General features: G+C 57.1%; 18 protein-coding genes. 15 read left to right on the forward strand and 3 right to left on the reverse strand.

Annotated elements, in window-relative coordinates; all coding sequences use genetic code 11:
* Window positions 1–106: 106 nt before the first annotated feature.
* The 8 genes from BN1012_RS17825 to BN1012_RS01825 all read left to right on the forward strand — a co-directional run bounded on the left by BN1012_RS17825 (window position 107) and on the right by BN1012_RS01825 (window position 10289).
* Complete coding sequence (locus tag BN1012_RS17825) at window positions 107–652, forward strand: MerR family transcriptional regulator (RefSeq protein WP_275450959.1); 546 nt, start codon at window positions 107–109, stop codon at window positions 650–652.
* 107 nt (window positions 653–759) lie between these two features.
* Window positions 760–2550, forward strand: coding sequence for an acyl-CoA dehydrogenase C-terminal domain-containing protein (locus BN1012_RS01795; protein ID WP_043948274.1), 1791 nt, complete (start codon window positions 760–762; stop codon window positions 2548–2550).
* Window positions 2551–2626: 76 nt separating this feature from the next.
* Entirely contained in the window at window positions 2627–3751 is a 1125-nt protein-coding gene (locus BN1012_RS01800; RefSeq protein WP_244442969.1) for an acyl-CoA dehydrogenase family protein, read from the forward strand.
* An 84-nt stretch (window positions 3752–3835) separates the two neighbouring features.
* Window positions 3836–5041: an acetyl-CoA C-acetyltransferase gene (locus BN1012_RS01805; RefSeq protein WP_043948276.1), complete on the forward strand. Its 1206-nt coding sequence runs from the start codon at window positions 3836–3838 to the stop codon at window positions 5039–5041.
* An 83-nt stretch (window positions 5042–5124) separates the two neighbouring features.
* A complete protein-coding gene (locus BN1012_RS01810) occupies window positions 5125–7389 on the forward strand; it encodes a 3-hydroxyacyl-CoA dehydrogenase NAD-binding domain-containing protein (RefSeq protein WP_043948277.1) in 2265 nt (754 codons plus the stop codon).
* Between the two features lie 558 nt (window positions 7390–7947).
* Window positions 7948–9177: a hypothetical protein gene (locus BN1012_RS17545; RefSeq protein ID WP_145973383.1), complete on the forward strand. Its 1230-nt coding sequence runs from the start codon at window positions 7948–7950 to the stop codon at window positions 9175–9177.
* Window positions 9174–9809, forward strand: a complete 636-nt coding sequence (gene dcd / locus BN1012_RS17885; RefSeq protein ID WP_171815883.1) for a dCTP deaminase — start codon at window positions 9174–9176, stop codon at window positions 9807–9809. Before BN1012_RS17545 ends, dcd begins: the two co-directional genes overlap by 4 nt.
* An 87-nt stretch (window positions 9810–9896) precedes the next feature.
* Window positions 9897–10289, forward strand: coding sequence for a hypothetical protein (locus BN1012_RS01825; protein ID WP_043948279.1), 393 nt, complete (start codon window positions 9897–9899; stop codon window positions 10287–10289).
* Between the two features lie 390 nt (window positions 10290–10679).
* Here the strand turns inward: BN1012_RS01825 and BN1012_RS16490 are convergent, their stop codons facing one another.
* Window positions 10680–11141, reverse strand: a complete 462-nt coding sequence (locus BN1012_RS16490; RefSeq protein ID WP_052534334.1) for a PH domain-containing protein — start codon at window positions 11139–11141, stop codon at window positions 10680–10682.
* A 260-nt stretch (window positions 11142–11401) separates the two neighbouring features.
* Between BN1012_RS16490 and BN1012_RS01840 the strand changes: the two genes are divergently transcribed.
* From BN1012_RS01840 to BN1012_RS16495, 7 genes are all read left to right on the forward strand, one after another.
* The gene (locus BN1012_RS01840) at window positions 11402–12319 is read left to right on the forward strand and encodes an alpha/beta hydrolase (RefSeq protein ID WP_043950504.1); all 918 of its coding nucleotides are present in this window, start codon (window positions 11402–11404) and stop codon (window positions 12317–12319) included.
* Between the two features lie 2 nt (window positions 12320–12321).
* On the forward strand, window positions 12322–13413 hold the full coding sequence (locus BN1012_RS01845) for a glutathione S-transferase family protein (protein WP_043948281.1): 1092 nt from the start codon (window positions 12322–12324) through the stop codon (window positions 13411–13413).
* Between the two features lie 85 nt (window positions 13414–13498).
* A complete protein-coding gene (locus BN1012_RS01850) occupies window positions 13499–13807 on the forward strand; it encodes a ferritin family protein (protein WP_043948282.1) in 309 nt (102 codons plus the stop codon).
* 110 nt (window positions 13808–13917) lie between these two features.
* Window positions 13918–14781, forward strand: a complete 864-nt coding sequence (locus BN1012_RS01855) for an enoyl-CoA hydratase/isomerase family protein (RefSeq protein ID WP_043948283.1) — start codon at window positions 13918–13920, stop codon at window positions 14779–14781.
* Window positions 14778–15626, forward strand: a complete 849-nt coding sequence (locus tag BN1012_RS01860) for a crotonase/enoyl-CoA hydratase family protein (protein ID WP_043948284.1) — start codon at window positions 14778–14780, stop codon at window positions 15624–15626. Before BN1012_RS01855 ends, BN1012_RS01860 begins: the two co-directional genes overlap by 4 nt.
* A 24-nt stretch (window positions 15627–15650) precedes the next feature.
* A complete protein-coding gene (locus BN1012_RS01865) occupies window positions 15651–16823 on the forward strand; it encodes an alpha/beta hydrolase (protein ID WP_043948285.1) in 1173 nt (390 codons plus the stop codon).
* Between the two features lie 79 nt (window positions 16824–16902).
* Complete coding sequence (locus BN1012_RS16495) at window positions 16903–17376, forward strand: hypothetical protein (protein ID WP_145973384.1); 474 nt, start codon at window positions 16903–16905, stop codon at window positions 17374–17376.
* Between the two features lie 9 nt (window positions 17377–17385).
* Here the strand turns inward: BN1012_RS16495 and BN1012_RS16500 are convergent, their stop codons facing one another.
* Entirely contained in the window at window positions 17386–18306 is a 921-nt protein-coding gene (locus BN1012_RS16500) for a thioesterase family protein (RefSeq protein ID WP_052534344.1), read from the reverse strand.
* Window positions 18307–18327: 21 nt separating this feature from the next.
* Window positions 18328–19131: a thioesterase family protein gene (locus BN1012_RS01880; RefSeq protein ID WP_043948286.1), complete on the reverse strand. Its 804-nt coding sequence runs from the start codon at window positions 19129–19131 to the stop codon at window positions 18328–18330.
* Window positions 19132–19184 lie beyond the last annotated feature (53 nt).

Below are 19184 nucleotides of genomic sequence, written 5' to 3' on the forward strand. Positions count from 1 at the left end.
TCACTGTTGACGTTTACGTCAACGGAACCTAGAGTCCCGCCGCTTCAAGAAACCCGGCCCCTTAAGGCTGCGGAACCGTGAACCAGGGACGAAAGGTGCAGAACTCATGAGCCAACACACTGCCGATCCGGCGATGGACAACATGAAGAACGGCGCGGCCAAGCTCCCACCCCACGCGGCGCGCCCGGGCGAACCCGGCCATGACGCCAACGGGCCGACATTTTCAATCACGCAGTTGGCTGAAGAATTCGATGTCACGACGCGTGCCATCCGCTTCTACGAAGACAAGGACCTGCTGCATCCTGCCCGTGAGGGCCAGACGCGCGTCTATTCCACCCGCGACCGTGCCCGCCTGCAGCTGATCCAGCGCGGCAAGCGCGTAGGGTTCACCCTGTCTGAAATTCGCGAGATCATCGACCTCTACGACCTGCGCGACGGCTTTACCAAGCAGCTTGAGCTGGCCCGCGGCAAATACGCAGCCCAGATCGAGAAACTGAAAGCCCAGCGTCAGGACATCGACGAGTCGATTTCACATCTGCAGAACGGCATCGAGTTTGTTGAGGGCGAGTTGTCCAAGCGCGCTGCCGCCGACAAGACCAAGGGCGCCTCACAAAGTAGTGCCGACCATACCAATCAGTCCGCACAAGCCTAGGTAACAGGGAGCGAGCGCGACCGGTCTTTGATGATCGGTCCATTTATCAACCCATTCAGACCGCCTCGCATGCGATACAGCGCGGGCGGCCAGGAGCACCACCACAGATGGCAAGTTACAAAGCCCCCACCCGAGAATACGGCTTCCTGCTGCATGAGCTGCTGGACCTCTCGCGTTTCTCAAACCTTCCGGGTTTCGCGGACGCCACGCCTGATCTGATCGACCAGATCATGGAGCAGGCGGCAAAGTTCTCCGAAGAAGTCCTCCAGCCTCTCAACAAGGTGGGCGACGAACAGGGCTGCGTACTGAAAGACGGCGAAGTAACAACGCCAGAAGGGTTCCGCGACGCCTATCAGCAATTGGTGGAAGGCGGCTGGCCGTCGCTCGTATGTTCGCCGGATTATGGCGGGCAGGGCTTCCCCAACACGATTGGTGTTCTGTTCAACGAAATGGTGTCGTCCGCCAACATGGCCTTCGGCATGTACCCAGGCCTCAGCCACGGCGCGTATTCGGCGCTGACCCATCACGGGTCTGATGAACTCAAGGACATCTATCTGCCCAAGCTCGTCTCCGGCGAGTGGACCGGCACCATGAACCTCACCGAACCCCATTGCGGGACAGATGTAGGCATGTTGCGCACAAAGGCGGTTCCCAATGGTGACGGCACCTACGCGATCACAGGTCAGAAGATCTGGATTTCCGCCGGTGAGCACTCCATGGCGGACAACATCATCCATCTGGTGCTGGCCCGTATCGAAGGTGCACCCGGTGGCGTCGGCGGCATTTCACTTTTCGTCGTGCCCAAGTTCCTCGTCAACGAGGATGGCTCGCTGGGTGAGCGCAATACGCTTCAGTGCGGTGGTCTCGAAGAGAAAATGGGCATCCACGGCAATGCCACCTGCGTCATGAACTATGACGGCGCCAAAGGCTGGGTTGTTGGTGAAGAGAACAAAGGCCTGAAGGCCATGTTCACCATGATGAATGAGGCCCGCCTCGGCGTTGGCATGCAGGGCATCTCTCAAGCTGAGGTTGCCTATCAAAATGCCCGCGATTTTGCGCTGGATCGAATCCAGGGCCGTGCCCTGACAGGTCCCAAAAATCCGGACGGCCCCGCTGACCCTATCATCGTGCATCCTGACGTACGCCGTATGCTGATGAATATCCGCGCCTTCAACGAAGGTGCACGGGCACTTCTTGTGTGGACGGCGCTGTGGGGTGATCTGGCTGAAAAAGCCGAAGACGAGGAAACCCGTCAGAAGGCGGATGATCTGATGGGCCTCATGACTCCCATCGTCAAAGGCTACTTCACCGACAAGGGCTTTGCCCATGCGGTTGAAGCGCAGCAGGTGTATGGCGGCTCTGGCTACACCAAGGAATGGGGCGCTGAGCAGTTCGTGCGTGATGCTCGCATTGCCATGATCTATGAGGGCACAAACGGCATTCAGGCGCTGGACCTTGTGGGCCGCAAGCTCGCCTCCAAGGGTGGCCGCGCTGTCTTCTCGTTTTTCAAGGAAGTCGACGACTTTGTCGCCGCCAACAAGGACGACGCCAAGCTGGCGGAATTCATTACGCCGCTGAGCGATGCGCGCAAAGAGCTAGAAGAAGCCACCATGTGGTTCATGGAAAACGCGCTGGAAAATCCCGACAACGCAGGCGCCGGCTCAGCTGACTACCTTCACCTGTTTGCCCTGACAGCTATCGCGCTGATGTGGGCGCAGATGGCAAAGGCGGCAAACACTGGCCTCGCTAACGGCTCCGGCGACAAGGACTACTACGAGACCAAGCTCGCCACCGGTCGCTATTTCATCAATCGCATTCTGCCGCAGACCACCACACACCTGACCGCCGTCAAAGCCGGTGCCGATGACGTGATGGCGCTGACCGCAGAGCAGTTCTAACCAACCGAACACGACAAAAACCTACTCAGGGAGACACGCAGGCATGTCCGCACTACAGGTCGAAACGCCAGACTGGATGACGGAAGATCTCCAGATCTTTTCAGATTCCGTGGGCAAGTTCTTTGAAAAGGAACTCGCTCCCCATGTCGATAAGTGGGAGAAGCAGGAAATCGTCGATCGCGATGCCTGGACCAAGACCGGTGAAGCCGGAATTCTCTGCGCGTCCATGCCCGAAGAATTTGGCGGCGGCGGCGGCACATTTGCCCATGAAGCCATCATCATTGACCAGATGGGCAAGAAGGGCATCGCCGGATTTGGCGCATCTCTCCACAACGCCATCATCGCGCCTTACATCAATGAGTACGGCTCCGAAGAGCAGAAGCAAAAGTGGCTTCCAAAAATGGCAACCGGCGAACTGGTTGGTGCCATTGCGATGACCGAGCCCGGCACAGGCTCAGACCTTCAGTCAATCAAGACGACCGCCAAACTTGATGGCAATGAATACGTCATCAACGGGTCCAAGACCTTCATCACCAATGGTCAGACCGCCAACCTCATCATCGTGGTTGCCAAGACGGACCCCAATGCCGGCGCCAAAGGCACGTCGCTGGTGATCGTCGAAACGGACGAGGTTGAAGGTTTCAAGCGTGGCCGCAATCTGGACAAGATCGGCCAGAAGTCACAGGACACGTCTGAGTTGTTCTTCGACAATGTCCGCGTGCCGACATCCAACCTGCTGGGCCAGGAAGAAGGCCAGGGCTTCATCCAGCTGATGCAGCAGCTTCCGTCTGAGCGGCTGCAGATCGGTCTTCAGGGCGTTGCTGCCATGGACTACGCGCTGGAAGAAACAATCGCCTACGTCAAGGAGCGCAAGGCGTTTGGCAAGGCGGTGATGGATTTCCAGAACACCCAGTTCAAGCTGGCCGAGTGCAAGACCAAGGCGACCGTTGCGAAAGTCTTCTGCGACTACTGCACGGGTCTTCTTCTCGAAGGCAAACTCGATGCGTCCACAGCGTCCATGGCCAAATACTGGGTCTCGGACATGCAGTGCGAAGTCATTGACGAATGCCTGCAGCTCTTCGGTGGCTACGGCTACATGAATGAATACCCCATTGCCCGCATGTATCGCGACGCGCGCGTGCAGAAGATTTACGGCGGCACCAACGAGGTTCAGAAAATCCTGATCTCGCGCACGCTGTAAAAAGTTTCATCCGCTTACTGATTAACAAGACCAACACGTATTAGACCCAATACGTTTTAGACAAAGCCAATAGGGAGACCTCCAATGGCCGAATGCTACATCTACGATCACGTCCGCACCCCCCGCGGCAAAGGCAAGTCAGACGGTTCACTGCATGAAGTGACCGCTCTTGAGCTTGCAACACAGGTTCTAGAAGAACTGCGCGACCGCAATGACCTCGACACATCCAAGGTCGATGACGTTGTGATGGGCTGCGTGGACCCGGTTGGTGAAGCCGGCTCGAACATTGCCCGCGTTGCCGTGATGAACGCTGACTACGCCCAGACAACTGCCGGCGTGCAGATCAACCGCTTCTGCGCTTCAGGCCTTGAGGCCACCAACATGGCAGCAGCCAAGGTGATGTCCGGCGAAGCTGACATGGCTATCGGTGGCGGCATTGAAAGCATGAGCCGCGTTGGCATGGGTGCCTCAGGTGGCGCCATGGCCTCTGACCCGGCTGTTGCTCTCAAGACCTACTTCACGCCTCAGGGCATCGGCGCTGACCTCATCGCCACAAAGTACGGCTTCAGCCGCGACGACGTGGATGCCTATGCGGTTGAAAGCCAGAAGCGTGCTGCCCACGCCTGGGACAATGGCTATTTCGACAAGTCCGTGATGGCTGTGAAAGACATCAACGGCCTGACGATCCTGGACAAGGATGAGCACATCCGTCCCGACGCCACCATGCAGTCCCTTGCGGCTCTCAACCCGTCCTTTGCGGCTCTTGGCGAGTTTGCCTTTGATGGCGTGGCAACGGATCGCTACCCGGAAGTTGAAGCTCTCAACCACGTGCACCATGCCGGTAACTCTTCGGGCATCGTGGACGGCTCCGCTGGCGTCCTGCTCGGCACCAAGGAAATGGGCGATGCGCTTGGCCTCAAGCCGCGCGCGAAGATCCGCACCATGGCCTCCATCGGTTCCGAGCCATGCATCATGCTCACAGGTCCAGCCGACGTTTCTGCCAAGGCCCTCAAGAAGGCCGGCATGGAAGTCGACGACATTGACCTTTATGAGCTGAACGAAGCCTTTGCCTCCGTCGTGCTGCGCATGATGCAGGCTCTGGATATCGACCACGAAAAGATGAACGTGAATGGCGGCGCCATCGCCATGGGTCACCCGCTGGGTGCCACTGGCGCCATGATCCTCGGCACCGTGCTCGATGAGCTCGAACGCCGTGACCTCAACACCGCGCTCGCAACGCTTTGCGTTGGTGCCGGCATGGGCACAGCCACAATCATCGAACGCGTCTAACGCATCCGCTTAGGCGTTGCCGGAGTGACACATCTCACTCCGGCGAGCCCGAGTGCATGCCCTCCGTATAGGGAGCATTTAAAATGTCAGACTACGAAAATTTTGGATTTGAAGTTGATGGGGACGGCATTGCCGTTGCCACATGGGATATGCCCAACCGCTCTATGAACGTTCTGAGCCAGTCCTCCATGAAGGACCTGTCAGACATCATTGAAAAAGTCGCCTCCGACGACGCCATCAAGGGCCTCGTCATCACGTCAGGCAAGGGCGCGTTTTGTGCCGGTGCTGATCTGTCCATGATGAGCTCCAACTCAGGTGGCGGCTCAGGCGGCTCCGAGCAGGACAAGGTGAAGGCGCTGTATGAAAACAACCTCGCTTTCAACATGCAGCTGCGCCGCATGGAAAGCTGCGGCAAGCCGATTGCAGCAGCCATTCCCGGCACGGCACTTGGCGGTGGCCTTGAAGTAACGCTCGCCTGCCACGCCCGCTTTGTGGCGGACAACCCGCGCGCCCAGCTTGGCCTGCCCGAAAGCAAGGTCGGTCTTCTGCCCGGCGGTGGCGGCACACAGCGTCTGCCCCGCATGATCGGTTCAGCAGGCGCGCTGCCGCTCATTCTGCAGGGCACAGCACTGTCTCCTGAAAAGGCCGCAGCTGCTGGCATCGTCAACAAGGTGGTTGCCGGTGACAAGCTGGTGGACGAAGCCAAGGCCTGGATCAAGGAAGGTCTGGCCGGCGAAACCATCAAGCTCGGCAAGCGCGGACCCGAAGTCCTCGCAGCCGCACTGCAGCCATGGGATCGTCCCAAATACCGCATTCCCGGTGGCGGCCCGCACGACAAGAACGGTGGCTCGACCTTCACCATGGCCAACGCCATGCTGAACAAGACCACCCACCAGAACTACCCGGCTCAGCAGTACATTCTGGCAGCCGTGTATGAAGGTGTTCAGGTGCCCATCGAAGCCGGTCTGCGGATTGAAAGCCGCTACATGACCAAGCTGATGATGGACCCGCGCTCCAAGGCGATGATCCGCTCGCTCTTCCTCTCCATGCAGGAACTCTCCAAGGGCGCGCGTCGTCCACAGGGCGTTGACAAGTGGGAAGTGAAGAAGCTCGGCATCCTGGGTGCCGGCATGATGGGCGCAGGCATTGCCTATGTGTCCGCCAAGGCGGGCATGGACGTGGTGCTGCTCGACCGTGATCAGGCCGATGCCGATAAGGGCAAGTCCTACTCTGAAGCTCTGCTCGACAAGGCCATCTCCCGCGGCAAGTCCACGGACGAAAAGAAGGCGGCCCTGCTCGGCAAGATCAAAGCCACAACCGACTATGACGATCTGGAAGGCTGCGACCTCGTGATCGAGGCCGTGTTCGAAGATCGCGGCATCAAGGCCGACGTCACCAAGAAGGCCGAACCGAAGATCGCCAAGGGCGGCATCTACGGCTCCAACACCTCGACCCTGCCGATCACCGGCCTGGCCGAAGCCTACTCCAAGCCTGCTGAATTCATCGGCATCCACTTCTTCTCCCCTGTGGACAAGATGCAGCTGGTGGAAATCATCATGGGCGAGCAGACCAATGATGAGACCCTCGCCAAGGCCATGGACTATGTGGCGCAGATCAAGAAGACGCCGATTGTCGTCAATGACAGCCGCGGCTTCTACACGTCACGCTGCTTCGGCACCTATGTGAGCGAAGGCATTGCCATGCTGGCGGAAGGCATCGAGCCTGCCATCATCGAGAATGTCGGCAAGATGACCGGCATGCCCATGCCGCCTCTGGCCCTCAACGACGAAGTCTCTCTCGACCTTGGTTACAAGGTGCGTCAGCAGACCAAGAAGGATCTGGGCGACAAATACGTCGAAGGTCCCGCTGACAAGATCGTCGAAGAGATGGTTGTCACCCATGGCCGTCTTGGCAAGAAAGTCGGCAAGGGCTTCTACGATTGGCCGGCGGAAAAAGGCGGTAACAAGCGCCTGTGGCCGGACCTGCATAAGGTCGTGGAACACACCAAGACCATCGATGACGTGGACACGGACGAGTTGAAAAACCGCTTCCTGTTCATTCAGGCACTTGAGGCTGCAAGGTGCTTTGAAGAAGAAGTGGTGACAGACGTCCGCGACGCAGACGTCGGCGCCATCCTCGGCTGGGGCTACGCGCCGTGGTCAGGCGGACCGCTCTCGCTCATCGACATGACGGGCACAGACAAGTTCGTCGCTGAATGCGACAAGCTCGCCCAGAAATACGGCGACCGCTTCAAGCCCAACGCCCTCCTGCGCGACATGGCCAGCAAGGGCGACACCTTCTACAGCCGCTTCAACCCGGCCGCGAAGGTAGCCGCCGCTGCTGAATAAATGGCGCCAAGTACGGTCGGGAATTCTCGATTCCCGACCGTACATTAAGGTGTTAGAAATAGGAAAATTAACCTATCATTAGATACTTATAATTGTACTAGATTGACGAATCATAGGGATGGCGGGAACACAAAATGGCGCATTGCCAAATGCGATCGGATACAACGCACAATATATATGGCCTACGTGCTGCGGCGCTGGACGCAGCCTTGGCCTTTGACAGCGCACTAAATGATAAGCCAATTGATTTAGACGCAATTGAGCGCTTCGGAACTCTAATTTCTGCATACACGAAATCGAGCGCTGATCAACCGGATGGGTCTGGAGTGAAAGACCCTTTGTCACTCAGCGTTCTTGATCATGCAATTGGTGAGTCATTGGGAGTGGAGTTATCAACGCTTGACCAACTCTCACGAGAAATCAAAAAATACATTGAAAGGCTATCTAAACATGGCCTTGATCACGACAATAGAATGACAGAGGGGCGAAACTTTTGCATAGCAGTTCATAAAGCACTAATGTCTGACTACAGTCCAATTGACTCAAAGCAGACAACCCGTGGACGGCAAAACATCACAACATGGTTCTGAATACCGACTTCAGAATTTCAGGCAGCAAATACGGCGTTTGAAATCTGGGGAGTATGCTTATCACGACTCCGAAGATGCTCTTCGTCAACTTGATGATATTGCGTCGAGTTTTGAAGAGCGGCTGATAAAAAGCCGTGGTGCATTTCCAGATATTAGAAAGCGCCAAGAAGCTGAAGCAAATTCGTTCATCAACCTATGTCATCCAATCCTTGGAATAATACTCAGATCTTCAAATGTACGGAATGCATTCGAAGTATACGAGCCTCTCAAAAAAATAATTGAAAGTTATCTAGGTGAGGATAGTCATCTAATTCTTTCATCCGAATGGGATTATACGCCTTTTACCTGGCCCATGGGACTCATTGAGCTCCCCAAGTACGTAATCATCGGACTTCCTGCGTCAGAATCAGACAATCCGCTTTTGTTGCCGCTCGCAGGTCATGAGCTTGGACATTCTGTCTGGCCGCAAAAAGGCCTTCATGGGCACTTTCTGAATATACTCAAAGACAAAGTGGTCGAATACTATCATGAAAATTGGGACAATGATGTTTCAGGTCTGCCCAAAATAAATTTGGCGCAGCTTGAAGAGGATATGTTTTCACGACGAATATGGATCAATTCACTGGCGTGGTCGCTTAGACAGTCAGAAGAGTCGTTTTGTGATGCTCTCGGCGTACGGATATTTGGGAGAAGTTATCTTCATGCTTTCTCATATCTCTTGGCGCCAAGTCTCGGTGCCCGTAGCACCGACTACCCGTCGGCAAGACTCAGATCGCGCATAATTGAGTCTGCAATGGCGAGGCTAAGTGGGTCTGATGAGAGTTGGTTCGGCGCGCAATTTGAGTCTCAGGACTCAAACGAAATTGACCCATTGGCGAGTTTTCAATTGGCTGCGGCTGATTACGCGACTGATCAGATATTTGAGCAACTGATCGATAAGGCTTTTGAGGTTTCAAGCTCCAGTGGAGTTAACTCGCCAGATAATACTGAGGTCGCCTCGATGTTGGAGTGTTTTAAAAGTGGTATTCCCAAAGATGGTATTGGAGACCTACAGGACATAGTACAAGCCGGTTGGGAGCTCGCTGATTGGTTCCACAAAGAAGAAATTGTTGATCAACGCAAGAACTTGGAGCAAGTTGGAGAGTTGATTTTAAAGACCATTGAAGTCTCTGAATTTCATCGGAGAATTTCGAATTGATAATAAGTTCCAATGATCTTCGTGCTCGCTTCGAGCGTGATGCTGATGATCCGAAGAAAATTTGTCTTGTTCCCGGGATCTCTGATGACAATGGAAATTTTGATCAGTCTACCGGCGTTGACTTGCGCCTGGGTCGTTGGTTTCTAACACTCAGACAATCACGGGTTTCCAAGTTGCCGCTCAAGCAGAGCTACGAGAGCCTCGACAAATTCGCGCGATCAGGACGCGAGTACTTTGTTCCATTTGGCAAGTCATTCATCTTGCATCCTGGCAGGTTCGTTCTGGGCATCACACTTGAGTGGATGAGGCTGCCATCAGATGTTGCTGCCTATGTGACGGGTAAGTCGTCACTAGGTCGGAGTGGTCTAATAATTGAGACGGCTTCCGGAATCCAGAGTGGCTTCTCAGGTTGCTTAGCGTTGGAAATGACAAATGTTGGAGAGATACCGCTCGAAATCTATCCGGGTATGAAAATCTGCCAATTGTTTTTCCACGCCACATCTGATGAGTCAGTCTACGACGGGTCATTTGGTGGCACCAGGAAGCCGCGTTTGAGGCCTATTTCGCCAGATTCCATTTTAGAGTCTTTACGAGAGAAACAATCCCCAGCAGCACCATTGTTGCGATTCTAAGCTGCACGGTTTTGCTGCTGACCTCAGTTCAAATTATCTTGTAGCAGCCTTGCAATTTCTCTCATCATCAAGCTTGGAAGCGAACAAATGACACTCGAACGCGGGCTGGCGATCTACACGCTCATCAGTGCAACGCTGCACTTCTCGCTGGAGACGTATCACTTCGTTCAGTACGGCTCGTTTCTGCCGATGCTGATTGTGGACTACATCGCCATCTCTCTTTTTGTGTTTGCGTCCTATGTGGCGTTGAGCAATCGCTACGGCAGTGCTGCTGGGCTGCTGTGCGGCGCGTGGGGCTTTGCGTTTTGCCTCAACTACCGGGCGTTCTTCTGGCGGTATCAGGAGCTCGTGAATGGCAGCGCGCAGAGTGCTGAGCCGATGGAGGTTGTGGCGTCCATTCTCGGTGTTACGCTCATCATTTCCGGCAGCGTGTTCCTGCTGACACTGTGGATGGCATTCCCACGCCGCGCGAAAGCCTGATTGCGTGATCAATGACTCTGTTTTTGCACTACTACGGGCTTTATGCCGTCAGATTTTCTCACTGGATTAGTGAGGATGCCTTGAGAGGTGCCATATTCTATGTGTCGGCCGTCTTGTACTTCCCCTTTGTTTGGCTCGTCACGAAGGAAATGTCAGAGGCAGTCCATGTTGTTGCAATGGTTGTATCCGCCTTCATAGCGGTCTTTCTGCTTTTGTATTTACACTTCACATTTGAGACCAAGCGTAAATCTGCCGAGATGGCGGCCTTTTTGAAAAAGCAAGGCCGCGGAAGATTTTCACGTAAGCGTTCCAACAAATAAGCACGGCAGAAGTGGAAGGCATCCTCCCGCCTTGCCCCTCCGGTCAAGCCGGAGGGGGGCCGGGGGTGTGTCAGGCCGCCGCCACCGGCACCAGCCTGTCTTCTTCTGTCAGCAACAACGGCTCTTCGATGGAGACGTCCAGGCTCTCGATCAGTGCCTTGCGGAACTCGATGGGCTTTGCAATCGCGGGCAGACCGAAGTCGCCAATGTCGACGCCGCGCACATTGAGTGTGCCGTAGCCAAGGAGACGTCCCAGCAGGCTTTGCTCCAGCGTAATGGCGTGGATGCGCGCTGCGTTGAACTCGTCCGTGCGCCGCGAGATGAAGCCGCGCTTGTAAATGAAGCGTCTGTTGGTGACGACCAGTTCCGTCGTCCATTTGCGCATCTGGCGGGAGAAAAACACAGCGACGCCGATCAGCAGCCAACCGGCCAGCAAAAGCCAGGCCCAGGAGATGAAACTATACGTCCAGTGAAACCGCCCCCTTGCCAGAATGACTTCCCGGGGCGCAAGCGTAAGTGAAACGTAAGACATATATTTCCCTCCTATATACGCACATGGTTTGCCCGATAGCCCACCTGTGCTTCGTGTTGTCTGCATCTCCTTTTGAGTTTCAGTCTTGATGCCCACTGTATATGGGGCCCACTTGGCCTGTATTCGAGCAGTTTCGGCGACTGTAAATGTCGATTCTGTGTGTCGCGCATTGCATTTGTGTCTGGGCATTTGTGTCCGTTAAGGTTGCTCCCAACAACACACATGAAAACGACCAAAAACAGCAATTCGGGAGACGCATCATGGCCAGTGAAGGTCTGAAACAGGTTCTGGAACTCTTGGCGGCAGCCCCCATCGCGGAAGGCGAAAAAACCGTTCAGGAACAGCGCGACGGCATGGTGGCAGCAACGGCTGCGTTCCCCGTGGCGGAAGGCGCCATCATTGAGCCGGTGACGGCAAATGGCGTGCCGGGCGAATGGGTGTCGATGCCGGGCGCGTCTGACAAGCACGCGGTGCTGTATCTGCATGGCGGTGGCTATGTCATCGGCTCGCCGATCACACATCGCTCACTGGCAGCAGCCATTGCCGGCGAAACAAACTCAAAGCTTCTCGTGATCGACTACCGCATGGGGCCGGAACATGCCTGCCCGGCGGCGATTGATGACGCGGTTGCGGCGTACCAGTTCCTGCTTGATCAGGGCTATGACGCCGCCAACATCGCGATCTCCGGCGACAGCGCAGGCGGTGGCCTGACCATGGCAACGCTCGTGGCCCTGCGCGACCAGGGCATGGCCCTGCCGGCAGCCGCCGCACCGATTTCCCCATGGGTCGATCTCACCGGTAACTCACCAACATTGGTGAGCCGCGCTGACGTGGACCCGATGGTGCAAAAAGACGGCCTGCTTCAGATGGCGGATCACTATCGCGGCAGCCTGCCCAATGACGACCCACGTGTGTCGCCGCTCTTTGCAGATCTCAAGGGCCTGCCGCCACTGCTGATCCAGGTGGGGGACCACGAAACCCTGCTCGGTGATTCAGAAGAGCTCGACAAGCGCGCCAAGGCCGCTGGCGTCGAGAGCACGCTGGAAATCTGGGACGAGATGATCCACGTGTTCCACATGTTCCATTTCATGATGCCCGAAGCCGCAGAAGCCAACCGCCGTATCGGTGAGTTCTTCCGTACCAAATGGGGTGTCGCAGCTGCGAACGCGGCTGAATAAACATGGGTCAAAATACGCTGTATGGCGGCGCCATTTCCCTCTACACGGGCAAGGCACGCGCCTATATGGACTGGAAACAGGTTCCGTATACGGAAGTTCTGGCCAATGTGGATGTCTATAAGGGCATCATTCTGCCTCGCGTTGGCTGGCCGGTGATCCCGGTTCTGGTCACCGACAAGGATGAGACGGTCCAGGACACGACCGAGATCATTGACCACTTCGAGGCCCTGGACCCCGATCCGTCGATCTATCCTTCGGGCTCGGCCCAGAAGATGGCCGCGTTGCTGATTGAAGTCTTCGGTGACGAATGGATGAAGCTTCCCGCGATGCATTATCGCTGGAACTACAATGAAGACTGGATCCTCACCCAGTTCGGGGCGCTTTCCGCTCCTGATGCGTCGCCGGAAGAGCAGCGCGAAATTGGTGAAAAACGCGCGGGTCCTTTCAGGGGCTCGCTGCCTTTCCTGGGTGTGCTGCCGGAAACCCGCAGCGCCATCGAGGAAAGCTACGAAGCGTTGCTTGCCGATATGAGCACGCATTTCGAAACCCACGATTATCTCTTCGGCTCGCGACCGTCGATTGGCGACTACGGTCTCATCGGTCCGCTCTATGCGCACAACTACCGTGACCCCAAGTCAGGCGAGATGATGAAGGCTACAGCGCCACGGGTCGCGCGGTGGGTTGAGCGTATGGTGAAGTCACCGACACCGCGCGGCGGTGAGTTTCTCGCCAATGACGAAGTGCCAGACACGATCATTCCGCTGCTCAACCGCTTTGCAGTCGAGTATCTGCCGGTGCTCGAAAAAACGGTAGCAGCCTTCAACGCCTGGGCGGCAGACAATGCATCAGGCACCGAAGTGCCGCGCGCCCTGGGCGTGCATGAGTTCACCCTTGGCGGCGTGACGGCTGAACGCGCGATCTTCACGTTCGACCTGTGGATGCTGCAGCGCCCGCTGGATTTCTATGCGAGCCTCAAAGGGGCGAACAAAGAGGCCGTGGATGCGATGCTCGAAAAGTCTGGCCTGTCGGGCATCACCCGGATGCCTGCCTATCCACGCATCGCCCGTCCAAACTTCAAAACCGCCCTCGCCTAAGGGCTATTGAATGCACCACCGGGGCTCACTAGATTAGACATGTTCTAATCTAGTGAGCCTCTTTTTCCAGCAACGGAGCATCCCCATGTCGAGCGAAGGCCTGCACGAGCCCATTGAAAAGCTGAGCGAGAAAACGCTCAACATGCACCGCGCCATTGTGTCCTTGATGGAAGAACTGGAAGCCGCTGACTGGTATCGCCAGCGCGCTGACGGCTGCTCGGACGAGGCGCTCAAGAAAATCCTCACGCACAATATGAATGAGGAAATTGAGCATGCCGTCATGGTGATGGAATGGTTGCGCCGCAACGACGAGGTGTTCGCGCGTGAAATGAAAGAACGTCTGTTCACGGACGATCCCATCGTGCAGCCGCATAGCCATCCAGACGCGCACTAACACGTCAAACAAGAAGACTTGCCGCCACCCGTCCACTTGCTAGACTTGGGTCCAACAAGTGACCCGGCACAAGCCGGGCTGCCCGCCAAAGGGCATCACGGGAGGCAGAAATGGACTACACGCAGATCACGTATCACCGTGACGGCGCGCTGGGCGTCGTCACCATGAACCGTCCAGACAAACTCAACGCCTGGACGCCGCGTATGGCTGAGGAAATGGCCCATGCGTTTGAGTCCGCCAACAATGACACGGATGTCTCCTGCATCGTTTTGACCGGTGAAGGCCGCGGCTTTTGCGCCGGCGCTGACATGGAAGAGACCTTCCAATCCCGCATTGATGGCGTCGACCCGGGCAAGGATACCGCCGGAGGGTCGGGCGGGCTGCCGGCTAACCTCGACTGGATCGGGCTTGTACGATCTTCCAAGCCAATGATCGCTGCCGTCAACGGGCCAGCGGTTGGTATCGGTGTTACGCAGATTTTGCCTTTTGACGTCATCATCGCGGCCGATCATGCCAAGTTCGGACTGGTGTTCGTCAAGGTCGGCATCGTCCCCGAACTCGCATCTTCGCACTTCGCCACGGCCCGCATGGGCTTTGGCAAGACCAGCGAAATGATGCTGTCCGGCAAGCTCTACACTGGCGCTGAAGTTGCTGAGTTTGGTCTCGCCAACTATGCGGTTCCTGCCGAGCAACTCTGGGACAAGGTGCGCGAAGTCGCAGACATGTTCGACGCCAATCCGCAGCCTATGATGCGGATGACCAAGGAACTCCTGTCTCAGAACATGGCCGAGCACGACATGGCGCTGGTGCAGCGGCGCGAAACAGATGCCCTCAAAGAGTGCTGGACCATGGCGGAACACCATGAGGCAGTGGATGCCTTCCTCAACAAGCGTGACCCGGACTTCAAGGCGGCCGCATCGCGGGCCCGGACTGCAGCAGAGAAGTCTGCAGCCAAGAAGTCAGCCGCAGAATGAGTGTGCTCGACATTCAGCATCGTGATGGCGTTGCGTATCTCACCCTGGCGCGGCCTGAAAAGCGAAACGCTCTCTCGCTTGCCCTGCAGCAGGAGCTATCTGATGCCCTGTGGGATGCGGATGAACGCACGGACATTCACTGTGCCGTCATAAGCGGGCAGGGCACGGACTTCTGTGCGGGCTATGACCTCGCCGAGCGCCCGCCCCGCGACGAAACAAAGCGCGGTGTCAAGACAATCGATGACGACATCTGGCAGCTTGAACGCCAGCAGCGCCTGCGCATGACGATCTTTGACATGCACAAGCCGGTGATCGCTGCCATACACGGTCGGTGTCTGGCTGGGGGAACGGATCTGGCTTTTCTGGCCGACATGGTGGTTGCCGCTGACGACGCAACAATCGCATTTCCGCCCGCTCGTGACCTGGGGTCGCTGCCAAACCAGATGTGGCTCTATCACTGCGGGCCGCAATGGGCCAAGCGGTTGCTGCTGACAGGCGACAGCATTACCGGCAAGGATGCAGCTCAGATTGGGCTGGTGCTCAAATCTGTGCCAGCGGATGAGTTGACAGCTGAGGTGGAACATCTCGCGCAGCGTCTCGCGATGATCGATCCGGATTTGCTCACCACACAAAAGCGTATCGTCAATCTTGGGCTGGAACTGATGGGCGCACGCACCCTGCAGCGCCTGGCCTGTGAAAACGATGCGCGCGGCCATCGCGCCAAGGCGGCGGACACATTCCGCGCCAACGTAAGAGACAAAGGCCTCAAGGCCGCATTCGCGGAGCGCGACGACAAGTTCGGCGCAAGCTTTGTGGATCCCAATGCGCCGGAACACGGCAAGTAATCCTCATCATTCTGGAGCAACACCATGGCCAAGACCTACGACGTCGAGCGTGAGGCGCTCTTCCTGCACTGGACCGAGAAGTCAGCCTTCAAGGAAACCTATGCGGGCGCTATGGACACGGTGGTGGTCGAAGGCCAGCACCTGAAACCCAAGGGGTCGACCAGCAAGACGGTGCTGGTGTTCATGCATCCAACCGGCACGATGAACCTGCTGCCCATGCCAAACGCCCTGGCGGCGGCGGGCATTCCCTGCCTCACCTGCGGCAGTCGGTATCCGCACAATGATACGGCGCTGATCATGGAAAAAGTGATCCTCGATCTGGGTCACTACATCCGCTACGCCAAGGAGAAGCTGGGCTACGAAAAGGTCATTCTTGCCGGCTGGTCTGGCGGCGGGTCTCTGTCGATGTTCTATCAATCGCAGGCGGAAAACCCGACCATCGAAGCCACGCCGGCCGGTGACCCTGTGGATGTCGTGGGAGCGGGCCTCATTCCCGCCGACGCAGTGCTGCAGCTCGCAGCCCATGTCAGCCGCGCGATCATTCTGACCGAGTGGCTGGACCCGGCTGTGGCGGACGAACTGGATCCTGAAAAGCGGATCAGGGAGCTGGATCTCTACGATCCTGAAGCGCCCAACCAGCCGCCCTATTCAAAGGACTTTCTGGAAACCTATCGTGCCGCGCAGATCGCCCGGTCTCAAAGCATTGACGACTGGGTGCGTGAAAAGCTGGCGCACTTCAAAGCCACAGGTCGAGAAAACGAAGAGCATTGTTTTGTTGTGTACGGCACAATGGCGGACCCGCGCTGGCTGGACCTCTCGGTTGATCCCAACGATCGCAAGGGCCCCAACTGGTGCTTCATGGGTATTCCCAAAACGGTCAACATGATGCCCGCCGGGCTTGCGCGTTTCAGCTCCTTGCGCGCCTGGCTGTCGCAATGGTCCTACAAGGAAAGCCGGGCCGATGGCCCCAAATGCGCCGCAGGTATCAAGGCGCCGTTCCTCGTGATCGATAACTCAGCGGACGATGGCTGTACGCCAAGTCATGCGGATCGCATCTATGCGGGTATCGGCCATGACGACAAGGAGCGTCATACGATCCAGGGCGCGACCCATTACTATATCGGCCAGCCGGACAAGATGGGCGAAGCCGTGAAAATCATCATCGACTGGCTGGGGCGCAAGAACATGCTGGCCTAGGCCGGCCGTTGGAACGCATCACATTTCGGTCCCATTCAACGCCTAGAAGGCAAATCGGGTGCCGGAAGGGGTGTATTCCATGATCACGGCAAAACAGTTTTTTATCTCCGCCGTCTTATGCGCAGCGATGGTTCCGTTGAGCGCGACCGCTCAGGCAGGCCTTTTTGAGGCGCAAGCGGAAGAGACCGGTCGCTACACGATGGAACCGGTTGATGGCGGGTTTCTCCGGCTCGACACACAAACCGGTGCGGTCTCCGTATGCTCGGGCAGCGGTGATGCCTGGTCCTGCACACCGGCCCAGGATGAGCGCTCAAAGCTTGAAGAAGAAAACGCGCAGCTGCGCGCGGACAATCTGGCCCTGCGCGAACAGATCAGTGAGCTGGGTGAAAAGCCGAATGTGACCACGCCCGAAGATGTGGACGCGGCCATGGACGCCTTCGAGACCGTGGCAGAGCGCTTCGGACGCATCATCAAAATCATGCGCCGCGAGATGGAAGAGCTCGACCAGGACCTCAACGCACCGGCTGACCAGGATACAGACCCCGCCAATTAAAGGCATCTGCTACGCGCCAATGCCCTCAACCAGCTGGCTTTCAAGATGTGCGCGCATGGCGTCTGGAATACCGATGGCTTTGCGGGCCACCAGATCAAGCGTCACTGCAACGGCTTCTGCCGTGGCAACTGCCTTGCCTGTTTCCATATCAAACATCCAGTGCGCCCAGGTGTAGGTCTTGGGTCCCACATGTTTGAGGCCACTGCGCAGGGTGAGAATGTCCCCTTCCTTGGGCCAGCTGCGATAGACAAAGCGGTACTCAAGGGCAGCGCCGCCAATGTTTGGATCGTTGGACCGATCATCCCCACGGGTCTGTGACAACAGGTTGGCAATGGAGTCCGAGACCAGACCCATGAAATGCTGCTGGTTCATGTAGCCATGCGGGTTGCACTGGTTGGGTTTAACCGTGCCCTGCCATGTATAGACCATGCCCATGTCGTCTGCCTGCGCCAGCGTCGGCGCGTCTACGGGAGGACCCATGTCCAGGCCGCGAGGTTGACCATGGGTCGGCAGGTCGACCGTGTGAGCCTTGATGGCAGCATCCATGCTGGCCGGCAAAGGTTGTGGCTCGCGCGTTTGCGCATCCACGAGAATAACATCCGCATTGATGGTAGCCGACACAACGCCCGATGCCGAATTGGTCAGCTCTTCATAGACTTTGAGTGTATCGCCATCACGTCCAGTGATGCCACCTTCGAGTGTCAGCCCGGCGCCGGGGCGCTGCTCACGATGAAACCGGATATGGTGTTCACGCGGCAGCAGAACGCGGCTGGTCTGCCGCGCCACTGTCGGCCCATGCCCCAGGTGATGCGACAGCACAGACAGGCCCTCATTGGCCTTGGCCACATAGAACTGCACGTTCATGTGCCCCATATCGTCACATTCCCATGTCTGCACACTTGAGCGCAGCAGCGGCACCAGATTGGTCATCAAAGAAACTCCGAATACGAATTAAGCAAAATCTGTTTGGGGTATGGGCGGCTTGACCGCACGGCGCGTGGAGAGATCCATCATCACGCCGACACCCTCCGCAATGAAGCAGCACGCGCCGGTTACAGCGTCAAAGCCCACATGCTTGTAATGCAGTGCCTTGCCTGTCGGCGGTGTAAAGCCCGTCACAATCTCAAGAGCCCGGCCCGGCGGGGCAGGGGCCAGGCGCGTCACGCGCAGCTCCAGTGAGGCTGTGCCAAGGCCGGCCTCTGCCTGCTGTCGGCGACCAAACCCCACAAGCGACCACAGATGCGCCTGTGAGCGAGAGACCCGTTGCAGAAAGGCCGGGATCGTCATCTTGTCATGCAGGCAGTCGTCTTCCTGGATGGCTGACAAGTGCGTTCGCGTCAGGCCCTGCGCCTTTGCTTCAGCCAGAGAGAGGGCACCCGGCGTTGCCTGCGTGATCGAACGTGGTTGTGCATCTTCGCTGATGTTAGCTGCGGGGGCCTCCGGCGCGCGGCCAGAGGCATAGGTGCTCAGCGCGGTCGCGCAGACAAGACCTGTGCCGACATTCTCAATGCTATGCACCAGCTGATCACTGCCGGTGGAGGCGGACATCACCCGTACGCGGTCACCTGTGAGCATCTCCTTGTGAAATCGAAGATGCATCTGCAGAGGAATATTGTGGCGGCTCTCGCTGCCGCCATTGAGCACGGTCAGCACCCGAGCTCCCGCCTCTGCCTTGGCGGCATAGTGCTGGATGTTCATATGCCCCATCTCATCGCATTCCGCGACGGCAACGGCGCTCAAAAAGCTTTCAATCATGGGGGAGGTACTTGCAGGCGGGAGGGCAGATGAAGGAGTTCGTCTGCACTATG

The sequence above is a fragment of the Candidatus Phaeomarinobacter ectocarpi genome, from assembly GCF_000689395.1.
Taxonomy (GTDB): domain Bacteria; phylum Pseudomonadota; class Alphaproteobacteria; order CGMCC-115125; family CGMCC-115125; genus Pyruvatibacter; species Pyruvatibacter ectocarpi.